The organism is Streptomyces griseicoloratus (assembly GCF_014534645.1).
Classification (GTDB): Bacteria; Actinomycetota; Actinomycetes; order Streptomycetales; family Streptomycetaceae; genus Streptomyces; species Streptomyces griseicoloratus.
Map to the genome: position 1 here is coordinate 138,187 of NZ_JACVQF010000241.1, position 20,076 is coordinate 158,262.

General features: G+C 72.9%; 16 protein-coding genes. 7 read left to right on the forward strand and 9 right to left on the reverse strand.

The window, feature by feature from the left end; translation table 11 throughout:
- Positions 1–79: 79 nt before the first annotated feature.
- The gene (locus H0H10_RS39395) at positions 80–613 is read right to left on the reverse strand and encodes a GVDTG sorting domain-containing protein (protein WP_188186046.1); all 534 of its coding nucleotides are present in this window, start codon (positions 611–613) and stop codon (positions 80–82) included.
- 314 nt (positions 614–927) lie between these two features.
- Here H0H10_RS39395 and H0H10_RS39400 point away from each other — a divergent pair, with 314 nt between their 5' ends.
- On the forward strand, positions 928–1,515 hold the full coding sequence (locus H0H10_RS39400) for an NADPH-dependent FMN reductase (protein WP_188186047.1): 588 nt from the start codon (positions 928–930) through the stop codon (positions 1,513–1,515).
- Positions 1,516–1,561: 46 nt separating this feature from the next.
- Here the strand turns inward: H0H10_RS39400 and H0H10_RS39405 are convergent, their stop codons facing one another.
- The gene (locus tag H0H10_RS39405; protein WP_188186048.1) at positions 1,562–3,205 is read right to left on the reverse strand and encodes a M4 family metallopeptidase; all 1,644 of its coding nucleotides are present in this window, start codon (positions 3,203–3,205) and stop codon (positions 1,562–1,564) included.
- A 166-nt stretch (positions 3,206–3,371) separates the two neighbouring features.
- On the opposite strand from H0H10_RS39405, the gene H0H10_RS39410 reads away from it, so the two are divergent.
- On the forward strand, positions 3,372–3,791 hold the full coding sequence (locus tag H0H10_RS39410; RefSeq protein ID WP_309142014.1) for a gamma-glutamylcyclotransferase family protein: 420 nt from the start codon (positions 3,372–3,374) through the stop codon (positions 3,789–3,791).
- A gap of 7 nt (positions 3,792–3,798) precedes the next feature.
- Here the strand turns inward: H0H10_RS39410 and H0H10_RS39415 are convergent, their stop codons facing one another.
- Positions 3,799–5,889 carry a molybdopterin oxidoreductase family protein gene (locus tag H0H10_RS39415; protein ID WP_188186050.1) on the reverse strand — a complete coding sequence of 697 codons (2,091 nt, stop codon included), beginning with the start codon at positions 5,887–5,889 and terminating at the stop codon, positions 3,799–3,801.
- Positions 5,890–5,992: 103 nt separating this feature from the next.
- Complete coding sequence (locus H0H10_RS39420) at positions 5,993–6,679, reverse strand: SanA/YdcF family protein (protein ID WP_188186051.1); 687 nt, start codon at positions 6,677–6,679, stop codon at positions 5,993–5,995.
- 234 nt (positions 6,680–6,913) lie between these two features.
- Between H0H10_RS39420 and H0H10_RS39425 the strand changes: the two genes are divergently transcribed.
- From H0H10_RS39425 to dnaG, 4 genes are all read left to right on the forward strand, one after another.
- Positions 6,914–7,699: a sirohydrochlorin chelatase gene (locus tag H0H10_RS39425; RefSeq protein ID WP_188186052.1), complete on the forward strand. Its 786-nt coding sequence runs from the start codon at positions 6,914–6,916 to the stop codon at positions 7,697–7,699.
- Between the two features lie 89 nt (positions 7,700–7,788).
- Positions 7,789–9,087, forward strand: coding sequence for a deoxyguanosinetriphosphate triphosphohydrolase (locus tag H0H10_RS39430; RefSeq protein ID WP_188186053.1), 1,299 nt, complete (start codon positions 7,789–7,791; stop codon positions 9,085–9,087).
- 143 nt (positions 9,088–9,230) lie between these two features.
- Positions 9,231–10,496, forward strand: a complete 1,266-nt coding sequence (locus tag H0H10_RS39435) for an NAD(P)/FAD-dependent oxidoreductase (protein WP_188186054.1) — start codon at positions 9,231–9,233, stop codon at positions 10,494–10,496.
- Between the two features lie 29 nt (positions 10,497–10,525).
- On the forward strand, positions 10,526–12,436 hold the full coding sequence (gene dnaG / locus H0H10_RS39440; RefSeq protein WP_188186055.1) for a DNA primase: 1,911 nt from the start codon (positions 10,526–10,528) through the stop codon (positions 12,434–12,436).
- A gap of 12 nt (positions 12,437–12,448) precedes the next feature.
- On the opposite strand, the gene H0H10_RS39445 is transcribed toward dnaG, so the two are convergent.
- Complete coding sequence (locus H0H10_RS39445) at positions 12,449–12,790, reverse strand: hypothetical protein (RefSeq protein WP_188186056.1); 342 nt, start codon at positions 12,788–12,790, stop codon at positions 12,449–12,451.
- 159 nt (positions 12,791–12,949) lie between these two features.
- On the opposite strand from H0H10_RS39445, the gene H0H10_RS39450 reads away from it, so the two are divergent.
- Positions 12,950–14,230 (forward strand): RNA polymerase sigma factor, encoded by a 1,281-nt coding sequence (locus H0H10_RS39450; RefSeq protein ID WP_188186057.1) that lies wholly within the window; start codon positions 12,950–12,952, stop codon positions 14,228–14,230.
- A gap of 39 nt (positions 14,231–14,269) precedes the next feature.
- Here H0H10_RS39450 and H0H10_RS39455 read toward each other — a convergent pair whose 3' ends face one another.
- From H0H10_RS39455 to H0H10_RS39470, 4 genes are all read right to left on the reverse strand, one after another.
- On the reverse strand, positions 14,270–16,198 hold the full coding sequence (locus H0H10_RS39455) for an ABC transporter ATP-binding protein (RefSeq protein ID WP_188186058.1): 1,929 nt from the start codon (positions 16,196–16,198) through the stop codon (positions 14,270–14,272).
- Positions 16,198–17,931, reverse strand: a complete 1,734-nt coding sequence (locus H0H10_RS39460) for an ABC transporter ATP-binding protein (protein WP_188186059.1) — start codon at positions 17,929–17,931, stop codon at positions 16,198–16,200. Before H0H10_RS39460 ends, H0H10_RS39455 begins: the two co-directional genes overlap by 1 nt.
- A gap of 123 nt (positions 17,932–18,054) precedes the next feature.
- The gene (locus H0H10_RS39465; RefSeq protein ID WP_188186060.1) at positions 18,055–19,509 is read right to left on the reverse strand and encodes a xylulokinase; all 1,455 of its coding nucleotides are present in this window, start codon (positions 19,507–19,509) and stop codon (positions 18,055–18,057) included.
- A 55-nt stretch (positions 19,510–19,564) separates the two neighbouring features.
- Positions 19,565–19,867 carry a YtxH domain-containing protein gene (locus tag H0H10_RS39470; protein ID WP_188186071.1) on the reverse strand — a complete coding sequence of 101 codons (303 nt, stop codon included), beginning with the start codon at positions 19,865–19,867 and terminating at the stop codon, positions 19,565–19,567.
- Positions 19,868–20,076 lie beyond the last annotated feature (209 nt).

Below are 20,076 nucleotides of genomic sequence, written 5' to 3' on the forward strand. Positions count from 1 at the left end.
CCTCCGGGCCGCGAGGGGCATCGGACCCGGAGGGGGTGGGGAAGTGCGGTACCGGCGGACGGGCAGCGGAGGGTGCCCGTCAGATCCCGTCGCCTCTCGCCCGGCGATGCAGGAGCCAGGTACCGCCCGCGGCGGCGACGGCGAGAGCCGCCACGCCGGCCGCGGTCTGCACGGGGTCGGAGCCCAAGGCGCCGCCGACCCCCGTCTTCACGCTTCCTCTGGGGTGCACCTGCCCCCGGGCGTGCGTCAGTGTGACGATCAGATCGCCCGTGATCCGCCGGCCGCTCTCGGCACAGGTGACGACCATCTCGTACGTCCCCGGCTGCGCGCTCGGCGGCACGGTGAACTGCCCGATCGCCTCGCCCTCGTGCGTGCTCGGCGCCAGGACGAACTGCCCCGCGCCCACCGCGCTGGCGTCGCCCGTCGCCGTGTCCTCGCCGCACGCCGCCGTGTTCACCGAGGCGATCTCGCCCGGCACGACCGAGGACGGGTACACCCGAAGCCCGCCGGCGGCCGACGCGCCGTCGGCGCCGTGCGCCGGCGCCGCGGCGACGAGGCTCGCGGCGGCGCCGACGAGCGCGGTGCCGGTCAGCAGGCAGGCGGTACGTCGCATCGGTGCTCCTTCGAGCTCTCGGTGGCCCCAGCCCTACCGAGGTAAATCGCACCGGGCCCGGCCCGCTTCCTGAAAACTCGTCAGGAATGCGATGAACGGGTGTCCTCCCGCCGCCCCGCCTCTCTGCCCCGAGCGGCGTTTGTGCAGGTCACAGGAGGGCTGCGGGTCTCGGGAGGAAAAGACGCCGAAGGGTGCGCGGCGCGGGTGTGAACGGGTGATCCGGCTCCCCGCGGCGCCCGCGCGGCGGTTCCGTGGCGGCTCCGCGGGGGCCGGGGTTTGACCTCAACCAATGTCGAGGTAGCAGTCTGCTCGGCATGAACACAGCGACCGCACCACTGCGTGTGACCCTGCTCATCGGCAGCAACCGCCACGGCCGTTTCGGCCCCGTCGTCGCCGACTGGCTCCTGGACCGCCTCCGGGACCACGACGACCTCGTCCCCGAGGTCGTGGACGTCGCCGCGGCCGACCTGCCCACGACCTTCGAACCGACCCCGCAGGCGAGGGCCGCGCTGGCGGAGATCACCCCGAAGCTGGCCGGCGCCGACGCCTTCGTCGTCCTCACGCCCGAGTACAACCACTCGTTCCCGGCGGGGCTGAAGAACCTCATCGACTGGCACTTCACCGAGTGGCGGGCCAAGCCGGTCGCCCTCGTCTCCTACGGCGGTCTCGCCGGCGGCCTGCGCGCCACCGAGCACCTCCGTCAGGTCTTCGCCGAACTGCACGCCGTCACGGTCCGCGACACCGTCTCCTTCCACAACGCGGGCGCCTCCTTCGACGACGAGGGCAGGCTCACGGACCCGTCGGGCCCGGACGCGGCGGCGAAGACCATGCTGGACCAACTGGTCTGGTGGGGCCGGGCGTTGCGGGAGGCGAAGGAGAAGCGCCCGTACGACGACGTGTAGCCCCGGGCGGGCCCGCGGCGGAGCGGCGGGCCCGCCCGGCGGGCGGTCAGCCCACGTTCACCGCGCTCCACGCCGCGGCCACCGCGGCGTGCTCGGTACTGCCGGTGCCGTACAGGTCCCCGGCCGCCTTCAGGGTCGCGGCGCGGGCGCCGGCGTAGTCCGTGGACGACGTCATGTAGACCGTCAGCGCCCGGTACCAGATCCTGCCGAGCTTGTCCCGGCCGATCCCGGAGACCGAGGAGCCGTCGCAGGTGGGCGAGTCGTAGTGCACCGCGCCCACGGTCTTCGCGCCGCTGCCCTCCGCCAGCAGGTACGCGAAGTGGTTCGCGACGCCGGAGGAGTAGTGGACGTCGAGCTTGCCCACCGCACTGCTCCAGCAGTCCGCCGAGGCGCCGTCCCGGCTCGGCCGGTCCATGTAGCGCAGGGCGCCCCGGCCGAAGCCGGAGCGGACCACCTTCTCGCCGATCAGGTAGTCACCGGTGTCGGCGGAGTTGCCGGCGTACCACTCCACCAGCGTGCCGAAGATGTCGGAGGTGGCCTCGTTCAGGCCGCCGGACTCGCCGGAGTAGGTCAGTGCCGCCGTCGCCGACGTCACGCCGTGCGTCATCTCGTGCGCGGCGACGTCGAGCGAGACCAGCGGGCCGAACGTCGTCCCGTCACCGTCGCCGTACGTCATGCAGAAGCAACTGTCGTCCCAGAACGCGTTGTTGTACCGGGTGCCGTAGTGCACGCGGTTGTACGAGCCCTTGCCGTCGCCCGCGATGCCGCTGCGTCCGTGCACGTCCTCGTAGTAGTCCCACGTCACGTCGGTGCCGTACTGGGCGTCCACCGCGGCCGTGGCACGGTCGGACTCCGCCCCCGTGCCCCAGTGGTTGTCGGCGTCCGTGAACACCGTCGAGGGCGCCCGGCTGAGGCAGATGCCGAGGAGGCACAGGTCGGTCCCGTTCGCCGCGTCGCCGGTGTACGTGCCGCCGCGCGTCGGGTCCTTGAGCTGGTACGCCGGCCCCGACTGCGTCGTCTCCAGCGGCACCGTCCCGCCGTACAGCGACCTGCCGTCGCCCGACGCCGACTCGATGCGGTCCCAGGCGTCGATCCGGGCGCCCGTGCGGGCATCGGTCAGCACCGTGCGCGCGACCGGGTTGCCGAGGGAGTCCAGCGCGACCGCGTCGGTGCGCCAGGCCAGCTTCGGGGTGCCGTGCAGGGCGTCCACGACCAGCTGCGGCTTGGCGGTGAGCCTCTTCAGCAACTCGCCCGGGTTGGCGGCGCGCAGGGCGTCCGCGGCCAGGCCGGCGGCCTTCGGGGCCGGCAGCTTGGGGGTGACGGACGGCAGGGAGAGCGGCCGCGTGGTCGCGCGGTCCGCGCCGCGGTAGTCGCCGCCGGGGGACAGGTGGACCACGAAGTCGCCGCCCAGCACGGGGAGTCCGCGGTAGGTGCGGTCGTAGCGGATGTGCCGGGTGCCGTCCTCGTCGGTCACGACGTCACGGACCTTCGTGTCCTGAGCCGGTGTCAGGCCCAGCCTCGTGGCGTGCTCCGCGAGGGCGGCCGACGCGTCGGCGAGGGCGTCGGCGGACGCCGGCCGGCCGGCCGCCTCGGCGGCGGGGACGAGTGCGGCCGTCAGGAGGGCGGCGGTGGCGGCGGCGATGCCGGCCGTGAGCGGACGGGAACGCCGGACGTGCCGTATTCGGCTCATCGGACTCCTTGAGTGGGGAAGCGCCTCGGGTGCGTGGGGGTGGCGCTGATGCTGAGCCCAGATTTAGGGGAGCATGACATGTCATGTCCATAGCCATCGGGTGGAGATCATGAGGGGAGAACATGACGGGAGCGGCCGGGGGAAGGGCGACCGGGAGAATGACCCCGTGGAAGCAGCGCGACTCCCGTTCTTCGTCTACGGCACCCTGCGCCCCGGCGGCCCCAACCACGACCTCTTCCTGCGCGGCCGCACCCGCTCCGAGGAACCGGCCCGCCTCACCGGCGCCGTCCTGTACGCGGGCCCCGGCTATCCCTACGCCGTGGAGGAGCCCGGGGGAGTGGTCGCCGGCGAGATCGTCACCGCCCTGCCCGAGGCGTACGACGGCCTGCTCGCCGCCCTGGACCGGCTGGAGGGCTACGTGCCGGGCGACCCGCGCAACCTGTACGACCGCGTGGCGAGGACGGCCGTACGGGACGCCGACGCAGCGCCCGTCCGCGCCTGGGTGTACGTCGCCGCCCCCGCCGTCGCCGCCCGGCTGCGGGCCCGGGGGAAGCCGATCGAGGGCGGCACCTGGCCCGTGCGGTGACGGGCCCTTACGGCGTCACCGCCTCCACCCGCACCGCGCACACCTTGAACTCCGGCATCCGCGAGGTGGGGTCCAGGGCCGGGTTGGTCAGCGTGTTGGCGCGGCCCTCGCCCGGCCAGTGGAAGGGCATGAAGACGGTGTCGGGCCGGATGCCCGTCGTGATGCGGGCCGGCGCCACGGCCCGGCCCCGGCGGGAGACGACGGCCACCGGGTCGCCCTCGGCCGCGCCCAGCCGTGCCGCCAGCCGCGGGTGCAGTTCGACGAACGGACCGGGAGCGGCGGCGTTCAGCTCGTCCACGCGCCGGGTCTGGGCACCCGACTGGTACTGCGCCACGACCCGCCCGGTGGTCAGCAGCACCGGGTACTCGTCGTCCGGCTCCTCGCCGCTCGGCCGGTGCGAGACGGGGACGAACCGGGCCCGGCCGTCCTCCGTCGGGAAGCGGTCGAGGAAGAGACGCGGGGTGCCCGGGTGTTCCGCCCCGCCCGTCTCCTGCTCCGGACACGGCCAGAAAACGCCGTTCTCCTGCGCCAGCCGCCGGTAGGTGATCCCGGAGTAGTCCGCGAGCCCGCCCGCACTCGCCCGGCGCAGCTCCTCGAAGACCTCCTCCGCGTCGGTCGGGAACCCCTTCTCCACCCCGAGCCGGGCCGCCAGTTCGTGCAGCACCTCAAGGTCGCTGCGGACCCCGTCCGGCGGCGTGATCGCGCGCCGCCGCAGCAGCACCCTGCCCTCCAGGCTGGTCGTCGTGCCCGTCTCCTCCGCCCACTGCGTCACCGGCAGCACCACGTCGGCCAGGGCCGCCGTCTCGGAGAGCACCACGTCGCACACGGCCAGGAAGTCCAGCGACCGCAGCCGCTGTTCGACATGGGCCGCGCGCGGCGCCGACACCACCGGGTTGGAACCCATCAGCAGCAGCGACCTGATGTCCGTGCCGAGCGCGTCCAGCAGCTCGTAGGCGCTGCGCCCCGGCCCCGGCAGCGAGTCCGGGTCCACCCCCCACACCCCGGCCACGTGCCGCCGCGCCGCCGGGTCCGTCAGCTTGCGGTAGCCGGGCAACTGGTCGGCCTTCTGCCCGTGTTCGCGCCCGCCCTGCCCGTTGCCCTGCCCGGTCAGACAGCCGTACCCCGACAGGGGCCGCCCGACCCGCCCGGTCGCCAGGCACAGGTTGATCCACGCGCCCACCGTGTCCGTGCCCTTGGCCTGCTGCTCGGGTCCGCGCGCGGTCAGCACCATCGCGTGCTCCGGCTCGCAGAACAGCCGCACCGCCTCCCGCAGTTCGGGAACGGACACCCCCGTGATCCGCTCCACCTGCTCCGGCCAGTGCGCCATCGCCGCCGCCCGCGCCTCCTCCCAGCCGGACGTGCGCTCCTCGACGTACGCCTCGTCCACCCGGCCCTCGGCGACCACCAGGTGCAGCAGCCCCAGCGCGAGCGCCAGATCGGTGCCGGGCCGGGGCGCGAGGTGCAGGTCGGCCTGCTCGGCGGTCCTCGTGCGGCGCGGGTCGACGACGATCAGCGTGCCGCCGTTCGCCTTCAGCTCGCTGAAGAACCGCAGCGACGGCGGCATGGTCTCCGCGAGGTTCGACCCGACGAGGATCACGCACCCGGTCCTCGGGACGTCCTCCAGCGGGAACGGCAGCCCCCGGTCGAGCCCGAACGCCTTGGTGCCGGCCGCCGCGGCCGACGACATGCAGAACCGGCCGTTGTAGTCGATCTGCGAGGTGCCCAGCACCACCCGGGCGAACTTGCCGAGCGCGTACGCCTTCTCGTTGGTCAGCCCGCCCCCGCCGAACACGCCGAGCGCGTCCGCGCCGTGCTCCTGACGGGTGCGGGCGAGGTTCCCGGCGATCCGGTCCAGCGCCTCGTCCCACGTCGCCGGCACCAGGGTGCCGTCGCCGGAGCGCACCAGCGGGGAGGTCAGCCGCACCCGCGACGACAGCACCGCCGGCGCGGTGCGGCCCTTGCCGCACAGCGCACCCCGGTTCACCGGGAAGTCCGCGCGCTCGGTCACCTCGACACTCCCGTCGGCGGCCGGCGTCAGATTCATCCCGCACTGCAGGGCGCAGTACGGGCAGTGCGTGGGCGTCGCGGAGTTCTGCATGCCGTCCACAGTGCGCCGCCCGTGTTACGCGACCGGGCGGCGGTCTGTTACACGGCCGGGACGGTGACCTCCCCGCCGCCGGACGGCCACCGTGAGGCGGCCGTCACCCGTCCGCGTCCAGCGCCCGCGCCACCCCGGGCTCCTCCGGTCCGAGGAACCGCGGGTCCGGCTCGAACACCGCGTCCAGCGCCGCCTTCCCCGCCGCGAGGATCTCCCGCACGCCCCCGTAGTACCAGGTCGCGTCGTGCTTGTCGTCGACCCCGACGCCGTACGACGCCACTCCCGCCTCCTGGCACAGCGCCACCGCCCGCCGGATGTGGAAGCCCTGGCTGATCAGGACGGCCCGGTCGACGCCGAAGATCTTCTTCGCGCGGACACAGGAGTCCCAGGTGTCGAAGCCCGCGTGGTCGTTGACGATCCGCGCGGCGGGCACGCCGTGCCGGGTCAGGTACGTCCGCATGGCGTCCGGCTCGTCGTAGTCCTCGCGGCTGTTGTCGCCGGTGACCAGGACCACCTCGATCCGCCCCGCGCGGTACAGCTCGGCCGCCGCGTCCAGGCGGCGCGCGAGGTACGGCGAGGGCTCCCCGTCCCACAGCCCGGCGCCGAAGACCACGGCGACCTCGGTGCGCGGCACGTCGGCCGTGGTGCGCAGCCGGTCGCCGGTCACCACGTGCATCCAGGTGGCCGGCAGCAGCGCCAGCACGCAGACGGCCACCACCGCCTGCACCAGCCTGCGCTGCCCGGCGCGCGTGCGCGGCAGACGGGGCCTGCGAGGTCTCCAGCGGCGCATCTCGGACGGTCCCTCCCCGGTCGGCTCTCGTCACTCAGGGACGTCCGGCCCGCCCGTCCGGTTCGCCGCCGGCACGTGACCGGGCTCACCGCGCCCGGGGAAACCGCAGGCCGCCCCCTGGGAAAGCCGCAGGCCGCCCCGCCTCACAGCCCGCCCGCCGCACTGTGAACCGCCGGAAAATCGCCGTGACGCACCGGCAACGGGGCGGCAACCTCCCACCGCCACCATCGACGCATGACGGCGACGAGGACGACCAGCAGGATGCGCGGGACGAGCACGGCGACCAGGTCCGACGGCCCGCCCGCCATGGTCGTCGTCGCCCACGGCAGCCGCGACCCGCGCGCGCTGCGCACCGTACGTGCCCTGCTCGACCGGGTCCGCGAGCTGCGCCCCGCCCTGCCCGTGCACCTCGGGCACATCGAGCTGAACGAGCCCCTGCTGCCCGACACGCTGGCCGCGCTCGGCGGCACGCGGGCCGTGCTCGTACCGCTGCTGCTCAGCCGCGGCCACCACGTCAAACGGGACATCCCCGAGATGGCCGCCGCCGCACCGGCCCGCACCCGCGTGGCCGCCCCGCTCGGCCCGCATCCGCTCCTCGTGGACGCCCTGTACGACCGCCTCGTCGAGGCCGCCCGGCCCGCCCACGGCCCGCGGCCCGGCGCCGTCGTCCTCGCCGCCGCCGGTTCTCGCGACCCGGAGTCCCGGGCCGACACCGGCCGCACGGCCCGTCTCCTCGCGGAACGCCTCGGCGTCCCGGTCGTCCCGGCCTACGCCTCGGCCGCGGCCCCCACCGTGCCGGAGGCGGTACGTTCCCTGGCCGCCCGGGGTCACCGCCACATCGCCGTCGCCTCCTGCTTCACGGCCCCGGGCCGCTTCGCCACGGAGTGCGCGGCAGCCGCGCCGTGGATCGCGTCCGCCCCCCTCGGCACCCACCCGGCGATGGCCCGCCTGCTGCTCCACCGCTACGACGAGGCACTGGGAGCCATGGTCACGACAGCCCCTGTCCTGGCAACGGCCTGAGAACACCGGGAGCCGGCGAAGGACGGCAGAACCCGGCAGACGCCCGGGCGCACCCCCCGATTGTCACGGCCTCCCCTTACTGTCATGTCATGGAAGGCACCGCACCCCCGCCCCCGTACGACCCGGCGTCGGCCGCCCGCTGGGCCGCCGAGCCCGACAAACGCCCCGGCCGCACCGCCTTCCAGCGCGACCGCGCCCGCGTCCTGCACTCCGCGGCCCTGCGCCGGCTGGCCGGCAAGACCCAGGTCGTCACCCCCGGCACCACGGGCCCGGGCCCGGCCTGGGACGCCAGCCCCCGCACCCGCCTCACGCACTCCCTGGAGTGCGCCCAGGTCGGCCGCGAGCTCGGTGCCGCGCTCGGCTGCGACCCGGACCTCGTCGAGGCCGCCTGCCTCTCCCACGACCTGGGCCACCCGCCCTTCGGGCACAACGGCGAACAGGCGCTCAACGAGTTCGCCGAGGACTGCGGCGGCTTCGAGGGCAACGCCCAGTCGCTGCGCCTGCTCACCCGCATCGAACCCAAGCGGTTCGTCACCGACCCGGACTCCGGCGACCTCGTCAGCGTCGGCCTCAACCTCACCCGTGCCGCCCTCGACGCCGCCACCAAGTACCCCTGGCCGCGGGGCGCCCACCCCACCGACCCGGCCTCGCCGAAGTTCGGCGTGTACGAGGACGACCGCCCCGTCTTCGACTGGGTCCGCGAGGGCGCCCCCGGCACCCGCGCCTGCTTCGAGGCCCAGGTCATGGACTGGTCCGACGACGTGGCGTACTCGGTGCACGACGTGGAGGACGGCCTGCACGCCGGCCACATCGACCCGAACTGCCTCCTCGCCGAGCCGGAGCGCCGGGCGGTGTTCGAGGTCGCCGTCGGCCGCTACGTCCCCGCGGGCACCGACCACGCCGAACTCGCCGCCGCCCTCGACCGCCTCCTCGCCCAGGAGTGGTGGCCGCACGGCTACGACGGCTCGGCCGTCGCCCAGGCCCGCCTGAAGGACGCCACCAGCCAGCTCATCGGCCGCTTCTGCCTCGCCGCCGAGGGCGCCACCCGCGCGGCGTACGGCACCGGCCGCCTCACCCGGTACACCGCCGAACTGGTCGTACCCCGCGAGACCCGCCTGGAGTGCGCCGTCCTCAAGGCGGTCGCCGACCTGTACGTCATGCAGCGCGCCGAGCAGGAGCGGCTCCGCGCCGACCAGCGCGTCGTCGTCGCCGAACTGGCCGAGGCGCTCACCGCCCGCGCCCCCGACGGCCTCGACCCCCAGTTCCGCGCCCTGTTCGACCGGGCCGGCGACGACCGCGCCCGCAAACGGGTGATCGTCGACGAGATCGCCTCCCTCACCGACGCCTCGGCCCGCTCGCTTCACGCCCGTCTGACAGCACATCGATGAGACTGGCGGGACGCCAGTGACACCAGAGACACCAGGAGCCCCGAATGTGACCGTGCGTGGCCTGATCGGGCCACTCCCCCTTCCCGCACCACGCCGCGTGCGGGACGCTCGCATGTGGCGGCACCCTGACGAGGAGGCAACAAGTGGTCGACGCGGATCAGACATTCGTCATCGTCGGAGGAGGACTGGCCGGTGCGAAGGCGGCGGAGACGCTCCGCGCGGAGGGCTTCACGGGCCGGGTGATCCTCATCTGCGACGAGCGCGACCACCCCTACGAGCGCCCGCCGCTCTCCAAGGGCTACCTGCTCGGCAAGGAGGAACGCGACAGCGTCTTCGTGCACGAACCCGCCTGGTACGCGCAGAACGACATCGAGCTGCACCTCGGCCAGACCGTCGTCGCCATCGACCGCGCCGCGAAGACCGTCCATTACGGCGACGACGGCACCCGCGCCCGCTACGACAAGCTGCTGCTCGCGACCGGCGCCGAGCCTCGCCGCCTCGACGTCCCCGGCACCGGCCTGGCGGGCGTCCACCACCTGCGCCGCCTCGCCCACGCCGAGCGCCTCAAGGGCGTCCTCACCTCCCTGGGCCGGGACAACGGCCACCTGGTGATCGCCGGCGCCGGCTGGATCGGCCTGGAGGTCGCCGCCGCGGCCCGCGAGTACGGCGCCGAGGTCACCGTCGTCGAGCCCGCCCCGACCCCGCTGCACGGCGTCCTCGGCCCCGAGCTGGGCGCCGTCTTCGCCGAGCTGCACCAGGCGCACGGCGTCCGCTTCCGCTTCGGCGTGAAGCTCACCGAGATCGTCGGCCAGGACGGCGTCGTCCTCGCCGCCCGCACCGACGACGGCGAGGAGCACCCCGCGCACGACGTGCTCGCCGCCATCGGCGCCGCCCCGCGCGTGTCCCTGGCCCAGGCCGCGGGCCTGGAGATCGCCGACCGCGCGAGCGGCGGCGGAGTGGTGGTCGACGAGCACCTGCGCACCTCCGACCCCGACATCTACGCGGCCGGCGACGTGGCCTCCTTCCCGCACGCCCTCTTCGGCTCCCGGCTGCGCGTGGAGCACTGGGCCAACGCCCTCAACGGCGGCCCGGCCGCCGCCCGCTCGATGCTCGGCCGGGACCTCACCTACGACCGCGTGCCCTACTTCTTCACCGACCAGTACGACCTCGGGATGGAGTACTCCGGCTGGGCGCCGCCGGGCTCGTACGACCAGGTGGTGATCCGCGGGGACGCCGCCAAGCGCGAGTTCATCGCCTTCTGGGTGAAGGAGGGCCGGGTGCTGGCCGGGATGAACGTGAACGTGTGGGACGTCACGGACACCGTGCAGCGGCTGATCCGCAGCAGGACCCAGGTGGACACGGAGGCGCTGGCCGACCCCCACGTCCCCCTCGAAAGCCTCATCGCCTGAGCGGTGGCCGGCCCCCGTAGAATTCATGCGTGGCAGGACGGATCAACGACGAGGACGTGAAGGCGGTACGGGACGCGGTCCCGATCGACGCCGTCGTGTCGGAGTACCTCCAGCTGCGGAACGCGGGCGGCGGCAACCTGAAGGGCCTGTGCCCGTTCCACGACGAGAAGTCCCCGTCCTTCCAGGTCAGCCCGAGCAAGGGTCTCTTCCACTGCTTCGGCTGCCAGGAGGGCGGCGACACCATCACGTTCGTGATGAAGATCGACCACCTCACCTTCTCCGAGGCGGTCGAGCGCCTGGCCGGCCAGGCCGGCATCACCCTGCGCTACGAGGAGGGCGGGTACAACCCCGCCCACCAGCGCGGCGAACGCATCCGCCTGGTCGAGGCCCACAAGATCGCCGCCGAGTGGTACGCCGAGCAGCTCGCGACCTCGCCCGAGGCCGAGACCGGCCGGGTCTTCCTCGCCGAGCGCGGCTTCGACCAGGCCGCCGCGGTCCACTTCGGCGTCGGCTACAGCCCGCAGGGCTGGGACCACCTCACCCGCTATCTGCGCGGCAAGGGCTTCAGTGACAAGGAACTGCTCCTGTCCGGCCTCTCCCAGGAGGGCCGCCGCGGCCCCATCGACCGCTTCCGCGGCCGGCTGATGTGGCCCATCCGCGACATCGGCGGCGACGTCGTCGGCTTCGGCGCCCGCAAGCTCTACGAGGCGGACAACGGGCCCAAGTACCTCAACACCCCCGACACGGCGATCTACAAGAAGTCCCAGGTCCTCTACGGCATCGACCTCGCGAAGAAGGACATCGCCAAGGCGTCCCGCGCGGTCGTCGTCGAGGGCTACACGGACGTCATGGCCTGCCACCTCGCGGGCGTGACCACGGCCATCGCGACCTGCGGCACCGCCTTCGGCGGCGACCACATCAAGATCCTGCGCCGGCTGCTGATGGACAACGGCTCGGCCCGTGTCATCTTCACCTTCGACGGCGACGCGGCCGGCCAGAAGGCCGCCCTGCGCGCCTTCGAGGACGACCAGAAGTTCGCCGCCGAGACCTACATCGCCATCGCCCCCGACGGCATGGACCCGTGCGACCTGCGCCTGGCCAAGGGCGACGAGGCGGTCGCCGACCTCGTCGAGCCGCGCACCCCGCTGTTCGAGTTCGCGCTCCGCCAGATCGTCTCCCGCTACGACCTGGACACCCCGGCCGGCCGGGCGGCGGCCCTGGACGAGGCGGCCCCCGTCGTCGCCCGCATCAAGAACAGCGGCGCCCAGCACGAGGTCGCCGTGCAGCTCGCCGGCATGCTCGGCATCCTCGACACCCAGTTCGTGGTCAAGCGGGTCGCGCAGCTCGCCCGCTGGGCCCGCGACCGCGGCGGAAAGGGCCCCGCGCCCGGCCCCGGCCCGCAGCAGCGCGGCCCGCAGCAGTACGCCGCAGCCCCGAGCGCCCCGCGGGGCCCCGCCCTCAACCTGCGCAACCCGGTCTACGCCACCGAACGCGAACTGCTGAAACTCGCCCTCCAGCGCCCGGAGCTGGTCTCACCGGCCTTCGACGCGTACGGCGTCGACGAGTTCACGGCCGCGCCCTACGCGGCCGTACGGCAGGCGATCCTGGACGCGGGCGGCGCGGAGTACGGCGTCCAGGACCCGCAGGAGTACCTGGTCCGCGTCCGCGAGGCCGCCCCGGACGACGCCGTGCGCGCGATGGTCACGGAACTGGCCGTCGAGGCGATCATGCGCCGGGCGGTGGACGAGGTCTACGCGGGCGAGGTACTGGTCCGGGTCCGCCGCCGGGCCGTCGAGCGCCGCGTCCGCGACGTCCAGAGCCGCTTCACCCGCCTCGGCACCTACGGCGACCCCGCCGAACTGGCCGCCGTCCAGAACGAGCTGTGGATCCTCCAGCAGTACGACCAGTCCCTGCGCGAACACGGCGCCGCGGCGCTGTGAGAGCGGGCGGGGTCAGTCCTCGGCCGGGCGCTCGGGGGGCGTCACGCCGAGATGGTCCATGATCGCGCCGACCTGGTCCATCAGGGCCACCTGACCGGAGACCAGGGCCCCGAGAAGCTTGCCGTGCTCGGCCAGTGTCTTGGTGTGCGCCTCCAGGACCTTGCTGTGCTCCAGCTGAGTCATCCGCAGGGCCTGCATCAGTTGGACGTCCGCCCGGCGCTGCTCCTGCAGCGCGGCCACGTCCCGGTCGGAGTTCACGGCAAGGTGCCGGGTCGCGGCCTGCTGCTCCGCCACCTCGTCCACCCGAGCCTCCAGCGCCTCAAGACGCCGCCGCAGCTCCTCGATCTCGCTCATGCCATCCATCCTGCCGTACGCCACCCGGGCCTCCACATCCCCCGAATGCCCGGTCCGATGATCGAACGAGCTGAGTAACCGCCCGGTCACGGACCGGACGCAAAAAGTCACCGCACGCCCCTCGTGGCGGCGATGTGTCGTACCCCACACTGGGTTCCGGTGCCTGAGTCCTCGGAGCGCGGCCGATCCGTTCCACACGGGTCCCAGACCCCCGCGGTTCCGTTCAACGCGTACGGGACGGACAGCGGCGAGGCCGCCGACTCCGCCCCCGAAGTACCGCTGCCGACCCCCTTGGCAGCGTTCATCCTGGAGGTCGCCCCCGTGCAGACCCAGACCCTCACCCAGACCGACATCAGTACCGACGGCACGGAGCCCGACGCGGAGGCCGACGTCCTCGTCGCGGTCCCCCCGCACAGCCGTGCCGTGCACCACCCCGTGGCCGGCCCGGAGGACCCGCCCGCCGAGGCCCTGGAGACGGCCGGCGCCCCCGAGCCCGCCGAGCCGCCGCCCGCCCGCGCCGAGACCAGCGGCCCCTCCTCCGACCTGTTCCGGCAGTACCTGCGCGAGATCGGCCGCATCCCGCTGCTCACCGCGGCCGAGGAGGTCGAACTCGCCCGCCGTGTGGAGGCCGGCCTGTTCGCCGAGGAGAAGCTGCGGCTCACCCCCGACCTGGAGAGCCGCCTCGCCCTGGACCTCGACCGGCTCGTCGTCATGGGCCGCGTGGCCAAGCGCCGCCTGATCGAGGCCAACCTGCGGCTCGTCGTCTCCGTCGCGAAGCGGTACGTGGGGCGCGGCCTGACCATGCTCGACCTGGTCCAGGAGGGCAACCTGGGCCTCATCCGGGCCGTCGAGAAGTTCGACTACGCCCGCGGCTACAAGTTCTCCACGTACGCCACCTGGTGGATCCGCCAGGCCATGTCCCGGGCGCTCGCCGACCAGGCCCGCACCATCCGCGTGCCCGTCCACGTCGTCGAGCTGATCAACCGGGTCGTCCGCGTCCAGCGCCGCATGCTCCAGGAACGCGGCTACGAGCCGACCCCGCAGGAGGTCGCCGCCCACCTGGACCTGCCGCCGGAGCGGGTCGGCGAGGTCCTGCGCCTCGCCCAGGAGCCCGTCTCCCTGCACGCCCCCGTCGGCGAGGAGGACGACGTCGCCCTCGGCGACCTGATCGAGGACGGCGACGCCACCAGCCCCGTCGAGTCCGCCGCGTTCCTGCTGCTGCGCGAACACCTGGAGGCGGTGCTGTCCACCCTCGGCGAACGCGAGCGCAAGGTCGTCCAGCTCCGCTACGGACTGGTGGACGGCCGCCCCCGCACCCTGGAGGAGATAGGGCGCATCTTCGGCGTGACCCGCGAGCGGATCCGGCAGATCGAGTCCAAGACCCTCAACAAACTCCGCGACCACGCCTTCGCCGACCAGCTCAGGGGCTACCTGGACTGAACGGGGGCCGCCCGCAGGCGGCCCCCGTCCCCGTGACGGCTACTCCACCTCCGCCACCGCCTGCGCGAACTGCGCCTTGTACAGCCGCGCGTACGTCCCGTCGGCCGCGAGCAGCTCCGCGTGCGCGCCCTGCTCCACGATCGACCCGTTCTCCATCACGAGGATGGTGTCCGCGTCCCGGATCGTGGAGAGCCGGTGCGCGATGACGAACGAGGTCCGCCCGTGCGCCAGCTTGGCCATCGCCTTCTGGATCAGCACCTCGGTACGGGTGTCCACCGAGCTCGTCGCCTCGTCCAGCACCAGGATCACCGGGTCGGACAGGAACGCCCGCGCGATGGTGATGAGCTGCTTCTCACCGGCGCTCACCCCCGTGCCCTCGTCGTCGATCACGGTGTCGTAGCCGTCGGGCAGCGTCCGCACGAACCGGTCGGCGTGCGCCGCCCGCGCCGCCTCCTCGATCTCCCCGCGCGTGACCTCCCGCGACGCCCCGTACGCGATGTTCTCCGCGATCGTGCCGCCGAACAGCCAGGTGTCCTGCAGCACCATGCCGATCCCGGCGCGCAGCTCGTCCCGGGACATCTTCGCGATGTCCACGCCGTCCAGGGTGATCCGCCCGCCGGAGACCTCGTAGAACCGCATCAGGAGGTTGACCAGCGTGGTCTTCCCGGCGCCGGTCGGCCCGACGATGGCCACCGTGTGACCCGGCTCCACCTTCAGCGACAGGTCCTCGATCAGCGGCTTTTCCGGGTCGTAGCGGAACGACACGTGCTCCAGCTCCACCCGGCCGCGCAGGTCCTCGGGCCGGACACCCGGGATCGGGTCCGCCTCCTGCTCCTCGGCGTCCAGCAGCTCGAAGATCCGCTCCGCCGACGCCACGCCCGACTGCACCAGGTTCGCCATCGAGGCGACCTGCGTCAGCGGCATCGAGAACTGCCGGGAGTACTGGATGAACGCCTGCACGTCACCGATGGACAGCGCACCCGAGGCGACCCTGAGGCCGCCGACGACCGCGACGAGCACGTAGTTCAGGTTCGACACGAACATCATCAGCGGCTGCATGATCCCGCTGTTGAACTGCGCCTTGAACCCGGCCTCGTACAGCGCCTCGTTCTGCTCGGCGAACTGCTTCGCCGACTCCTCCTGCCGCCCGAACACCTTCACCAGCGTGTGCCCGGTGTACATCTCCTCGATGTGCGCGTTCAGCTGCCCGGTCGACCGCCACTGCTGCACGAAGTGCGGCTGCGACCGCTTGCCCACGCGCGTGGCCACCACGAACGACAGCGGCACGGTCACCAGCGCGACCAGGGCCAGGATCCAGGAGACGTAGAACATCATCACCAGTACGCCGATGATGGTGAGCAGCGAGTTGATCAGCTGGCCCATCGACTGTTGGAGCGTCTGCCCGATGTTGTCGATGTCGTTCGTCGCCCGGCTCAGCACCTCGCCGCGCTGACGCTTGTCGAAGTACGACAGCGGCAGCCGCGACAGCTTCGTCTGCACGTCCTCGCGCATCCGGAACATCGTCCGGTTGACCGCCCGGTTCACCAGCCGCGTGGCCACCGCCATCAGCAGCCCGGCCACGCCGAACACCGCCAGCGCCAGCAGCAGCACCTGCCCCACGGCCGTGAAGTCGATGCCCTCGCCCGGGTGGAAGTCCGTGCTGCGCAGCATGTCGGCGACATCGCCGTCGCCGCGCTCCCGCATGGAGTCCAGCACCTGTTCCTTCGTCGCCCCGGACGGCATGTCCCGGCCGACGATGCCCGCGAAGACCAGGTCGGTGGCCTTGCCGAGGATCTTCGGCCCGATCACGCTGAGGGCGACGCTCACCACCAGGCAGGCCAGCAGCGCGTGGATCGTCACCCGCTCCGGCCGGAACTGCGCGACGAGCCGTTTGCCCGACCCCTTGAAGTCCATCGAACGCTGGTCGGGGCCGCCCCCGGCCATCATGCGACCCGCAGGCCCCGCCATCAGGCAGCCTCCGCTTCCGTGAGCTGGGAGAGCACGATCTCCCGGTAGGTCTCGTTGTCCGCCATCAGTTCCTCGTGCCGGCCCGTACCGACCACCCGGCCCTCGTCCAGCACGATGATCCGGTCCGCGTCCCGGATGGTCGCCACGCGCTGCGCGACGATCACCACGGTCGCCTCGGCCGTCTCCGCGGCGAGCGCCGCGCGCAGGGCGGCGTCCGTGGCGTAGTCCAGGGCCGAGAAGGAGTCGTCGAACAGGTAGATCTCCGGGCGCTGCACCAGCGTCCGGGCGATGGCGAGCCGCTGTCGCTGGCCGCCGGAGACGTTCGTCCCGCCCTGCGCGATCGGCGCGTCGAGCCCGCCCTCCAGCCGCTCCACGAACTCCCTGGCCTGCGCCACCTCCAGCGCGTGCCACAGTTCCTCGTCCGTGGCGTCGGGATTGCCGTAGCGCAGATTGGTCGCGACGGTGCCGGCGAAGAGGTACGGCTTCTGCGGCACCAGCCCCACCGTCCGCGCCAGCAGTTGCGGGTCCAGGGTGCGCACGTCGGTCCCGTCGACCAGCACCTCCCCCTCGGTGGCGTCGAACAGCCGGGGCACCAGCCCGAGCAGCGTGGACTTGCCGCTGCCGGTCGAGCCGATGACGGCGGTCGTCTCGCCCGGCCGGGCCACCAGCTCGATGTTCCTGAGCACCGGCTCCTCGGCACCCGGATAGCGGAAACCGGCGCCCCGGATCTCCAGGTGCCCGTGCCGGCGCAGCTCGGTGACCGGCGCCACGGGCGGCACCACACTGCTCTCGGTGTCCAGGACCTCCTGGATCCGCTCGGCGCACACCTCCGCGCGCGGCACCATCATGAACATGAAGGTGGCCATCATCACGGACATGACGATCTGCATCAGATAGGCGAGGAACGCGGTCAGGTCGCCGATCTGCATCCCGCCGCTCTCGATCCGGTGGGCGCCGAACCACACCACCGCGATCGACGAGACGTTCACCACCGTCATGACCACCGGGAACATCAGCGCGAGGAGATTGCCGGTACCGAGCGCCACCTCCGTCAGGTCGGTGTTGGCCTTCCGGAACCGCTGCTGCTCGTACTCGTCCCGGACGAAGGCGCGGATGACCCGGTTTCCGGTGATCTGCTCGCGCAGCACCCGGTTCACCGTGTCCAGCCGTTCCTGCATGGCGCGGAACAGCGGGCGCAGCCGCCGCACGATCAGCGCCACGCAGATGCCCAGCACCGGCACGACCGCGACCAGCACCCCGGACAGCGGCACGTCCAGGCCCAGCGCCATGACGATGCCACCGACGCACATGATGGGCGCCGACACCATCAGCGTGAACGTCATCAGGGCCAGCATCTGGACCTGCTGCACGTCGTTCGTCGTGCGGGTGATCAGCGAGGGCGCGCCGAAGCCGCCGACCTCGCGGGCCGAGAAGGACTGCACCCGGTCGAAGACGGCCGCGCGGACGTCCCGGCCGAGCGCCGAGGCGGTGCGCGCGCCGTAGTAGACGGCACCGACGTTGCCCACGACCTGCGCCAGCGAGATGCCGATCATCAGGGCGCCGTAGGTCAGGATGTAACCGGTGTCACCGTTGACGACACCGTCGTCGATGATGTCCGCGTTCAGGGTGGGCAGGTAGAGGCTGGCGCAGGTCTGCAGGAACTGCAGCACCACCAGCAGGGCGATGGGTTTCTTGTAGGGCCTGAGATAGGTCCGCAGGAGTCGTATGAGCACGCTGGGTCTCTCGGGGTCGGCGACAGGGGCTTTGGTTGCCCCTGGCCCCTATCGTCGAACACTCCACCCGCGTTACCTCAACTGATTAAGCCAACAGCGGGGCGCGCGGCCCCGGGGGCGCCCCTACGCCCGGAACGCCCCCGGGTGGGTCTGCTCCCGCACCGACACGAACTGCTGGCGCACGGCCTGACCCACCGCCAGTTCCTCGCCCGGCTCCAGCACCTGGGCGACCGCGCCCTGCCAGGCCGGGGGAGTGCGCGGGTCGAGCGTGCCCTGGGTCACGCCGAGCGCCCAGGCCGCCTGCCGGGCGGCGCCGGTGGCGGCGTAGTCGGCCGGCTGCGGTACGACGACCTGCGCCCCGAAGAGCGCGGGTGCCGCCGCCTGCACGGCCGGCAGCTCGGCTGCCGCGCCCAGCAGGAACACCCGCCGCACGTCCACGCCCCGGCCGCGCAGCACGTCGAGGGCGTCGGCGAGGCCGCACAGCATGCCCTCGAACGCGGCCCGCGCCAGGTGCTCCGGCCTCATCGACTCCCGCCTGAGCCCGGCGAGCGTCCCCGCGGTGTGGGGCAGGTGCGGCGTCCGCTCACCCTCCAGGTACGGCAGCAGCACCAGCCCGTGCGCGCCCGGCGTCGACTTCATCGCCAGCTCGGACAGGCTCTCCAGGTCCGGCACGCCGAGCAGTTCGGCGGCCCCGCGCAGGGTCCGTACGGCGTTCAGGGTGGTGACCACCGGCAGGTGCATGCCGGTGGCGTCCGCCAGGCCGGTGATCATCCCGGACGGGTCGACCAGCGGCTCGGGATGCACCGCCATCACCGAGCCGGAGGCCCCGAGGGACACCACCGCGTCCCCCAGTCCGATCCCGAGCCCGAAGGCCGCGGCCATCGTCTCGCCGGTGCCGGCGGAGATCAGCAGCCCCTCCGGCGTCGTACCGGCCGCCTCGGCCGGGCCGATCACCTCCGGAAGCATCGCCTGGTGCCCGAGCGCCAGCTCCACCAGGTCCGGCCGGTAACCGCCGGTCGCCGCGGACCAGTAGCCGGTCCCGGAGGCCCCGCCCCGGTCGGTGGTCCGCCGCACCGGCCGCCCGAGCAGCTGCCACACCAGCCAGTCATGGGCCTGGAGCAGGACGGCGGTCCGCGCGGCGGCCTCGGGCTCGGTCCTGGCCAGCCAGCGCAGCTTGGTCACCGGCTGCGCGGCCTGCGGCACACAGCCCACGGCCTGCGCCCACGCCTCGCGCCCGCCGAGCGCGTCGATCAGATCGGCCGCCGCCACCTGGGACCGCTTGTCGCCCCCCACCATGGCGGGGCGCACGGTGTTGCCCTGCGTGTCCAGCGGCACGACCGCGTTCGCCTGCGCCGAGACCCCGATGGCCTGCACGCCCTCCAGCAGCCCGCCGCCGGCCGCCTCGCCCAGGGACAGCAGCCACGCCTGCGGGTCGACATCGCTGGGACGGCCGCCGCCCTCCGGGCTCTCCACGGGATGCGGCGCGAATCCCTGCCGGAGCACGGCACCCGTCTCCGAGTCGCAGACGACGATACGAGTGAAATCGGGCGAACTGTCCAACCCGGCGACTATCCCCATGCCCGAAATTCTGCCGCACCGCGCGCAGTGGCCGTACCGGGTGGGGTCAGCCGCCTCAGGTGTTGCTGGTGCCCCAGTCGTCCCCGCCGGTCCCACCTGCGCGCTCGCGCAGGGACCGCACCCGCTGGGCCACCGAGTCGGGCATCCTGTCGCCGACCTTGTCGCTCACCACGTGGTACGCCTTGTCGGCGTAGTGGCGGCCCTGCTGCGCCGCCGACTCGGCGGTGTTGCGGACGGCGGGATTCTGCGCGACCTGCCGCGCGGACTTCTTCAACTGCTCGTAGCGCTCGCGCCCGGCCTTCGTGCCCAGCACGTAACCCACGGCGAGTCCGGCGACGAACGTGAGCCGGTAACGCATGGCGGCCACCCTTTCCTTGCCTGGCTCCTGGTGTCGGGGAGTACCGATTGGCGGAGCACCCCCCTGCTTGCGCTAATGTATGTGTCGCAGCGAGCGAACGCCCCCTGGCGAATACCCAGGCGGGTACGTTCGATGCGACGAGGCATTCCTCCGTAGCTCAATTGGCAGAGCAGCCGGCTGTTAACCGGCAGGTTACTGGTTCGAGTCCA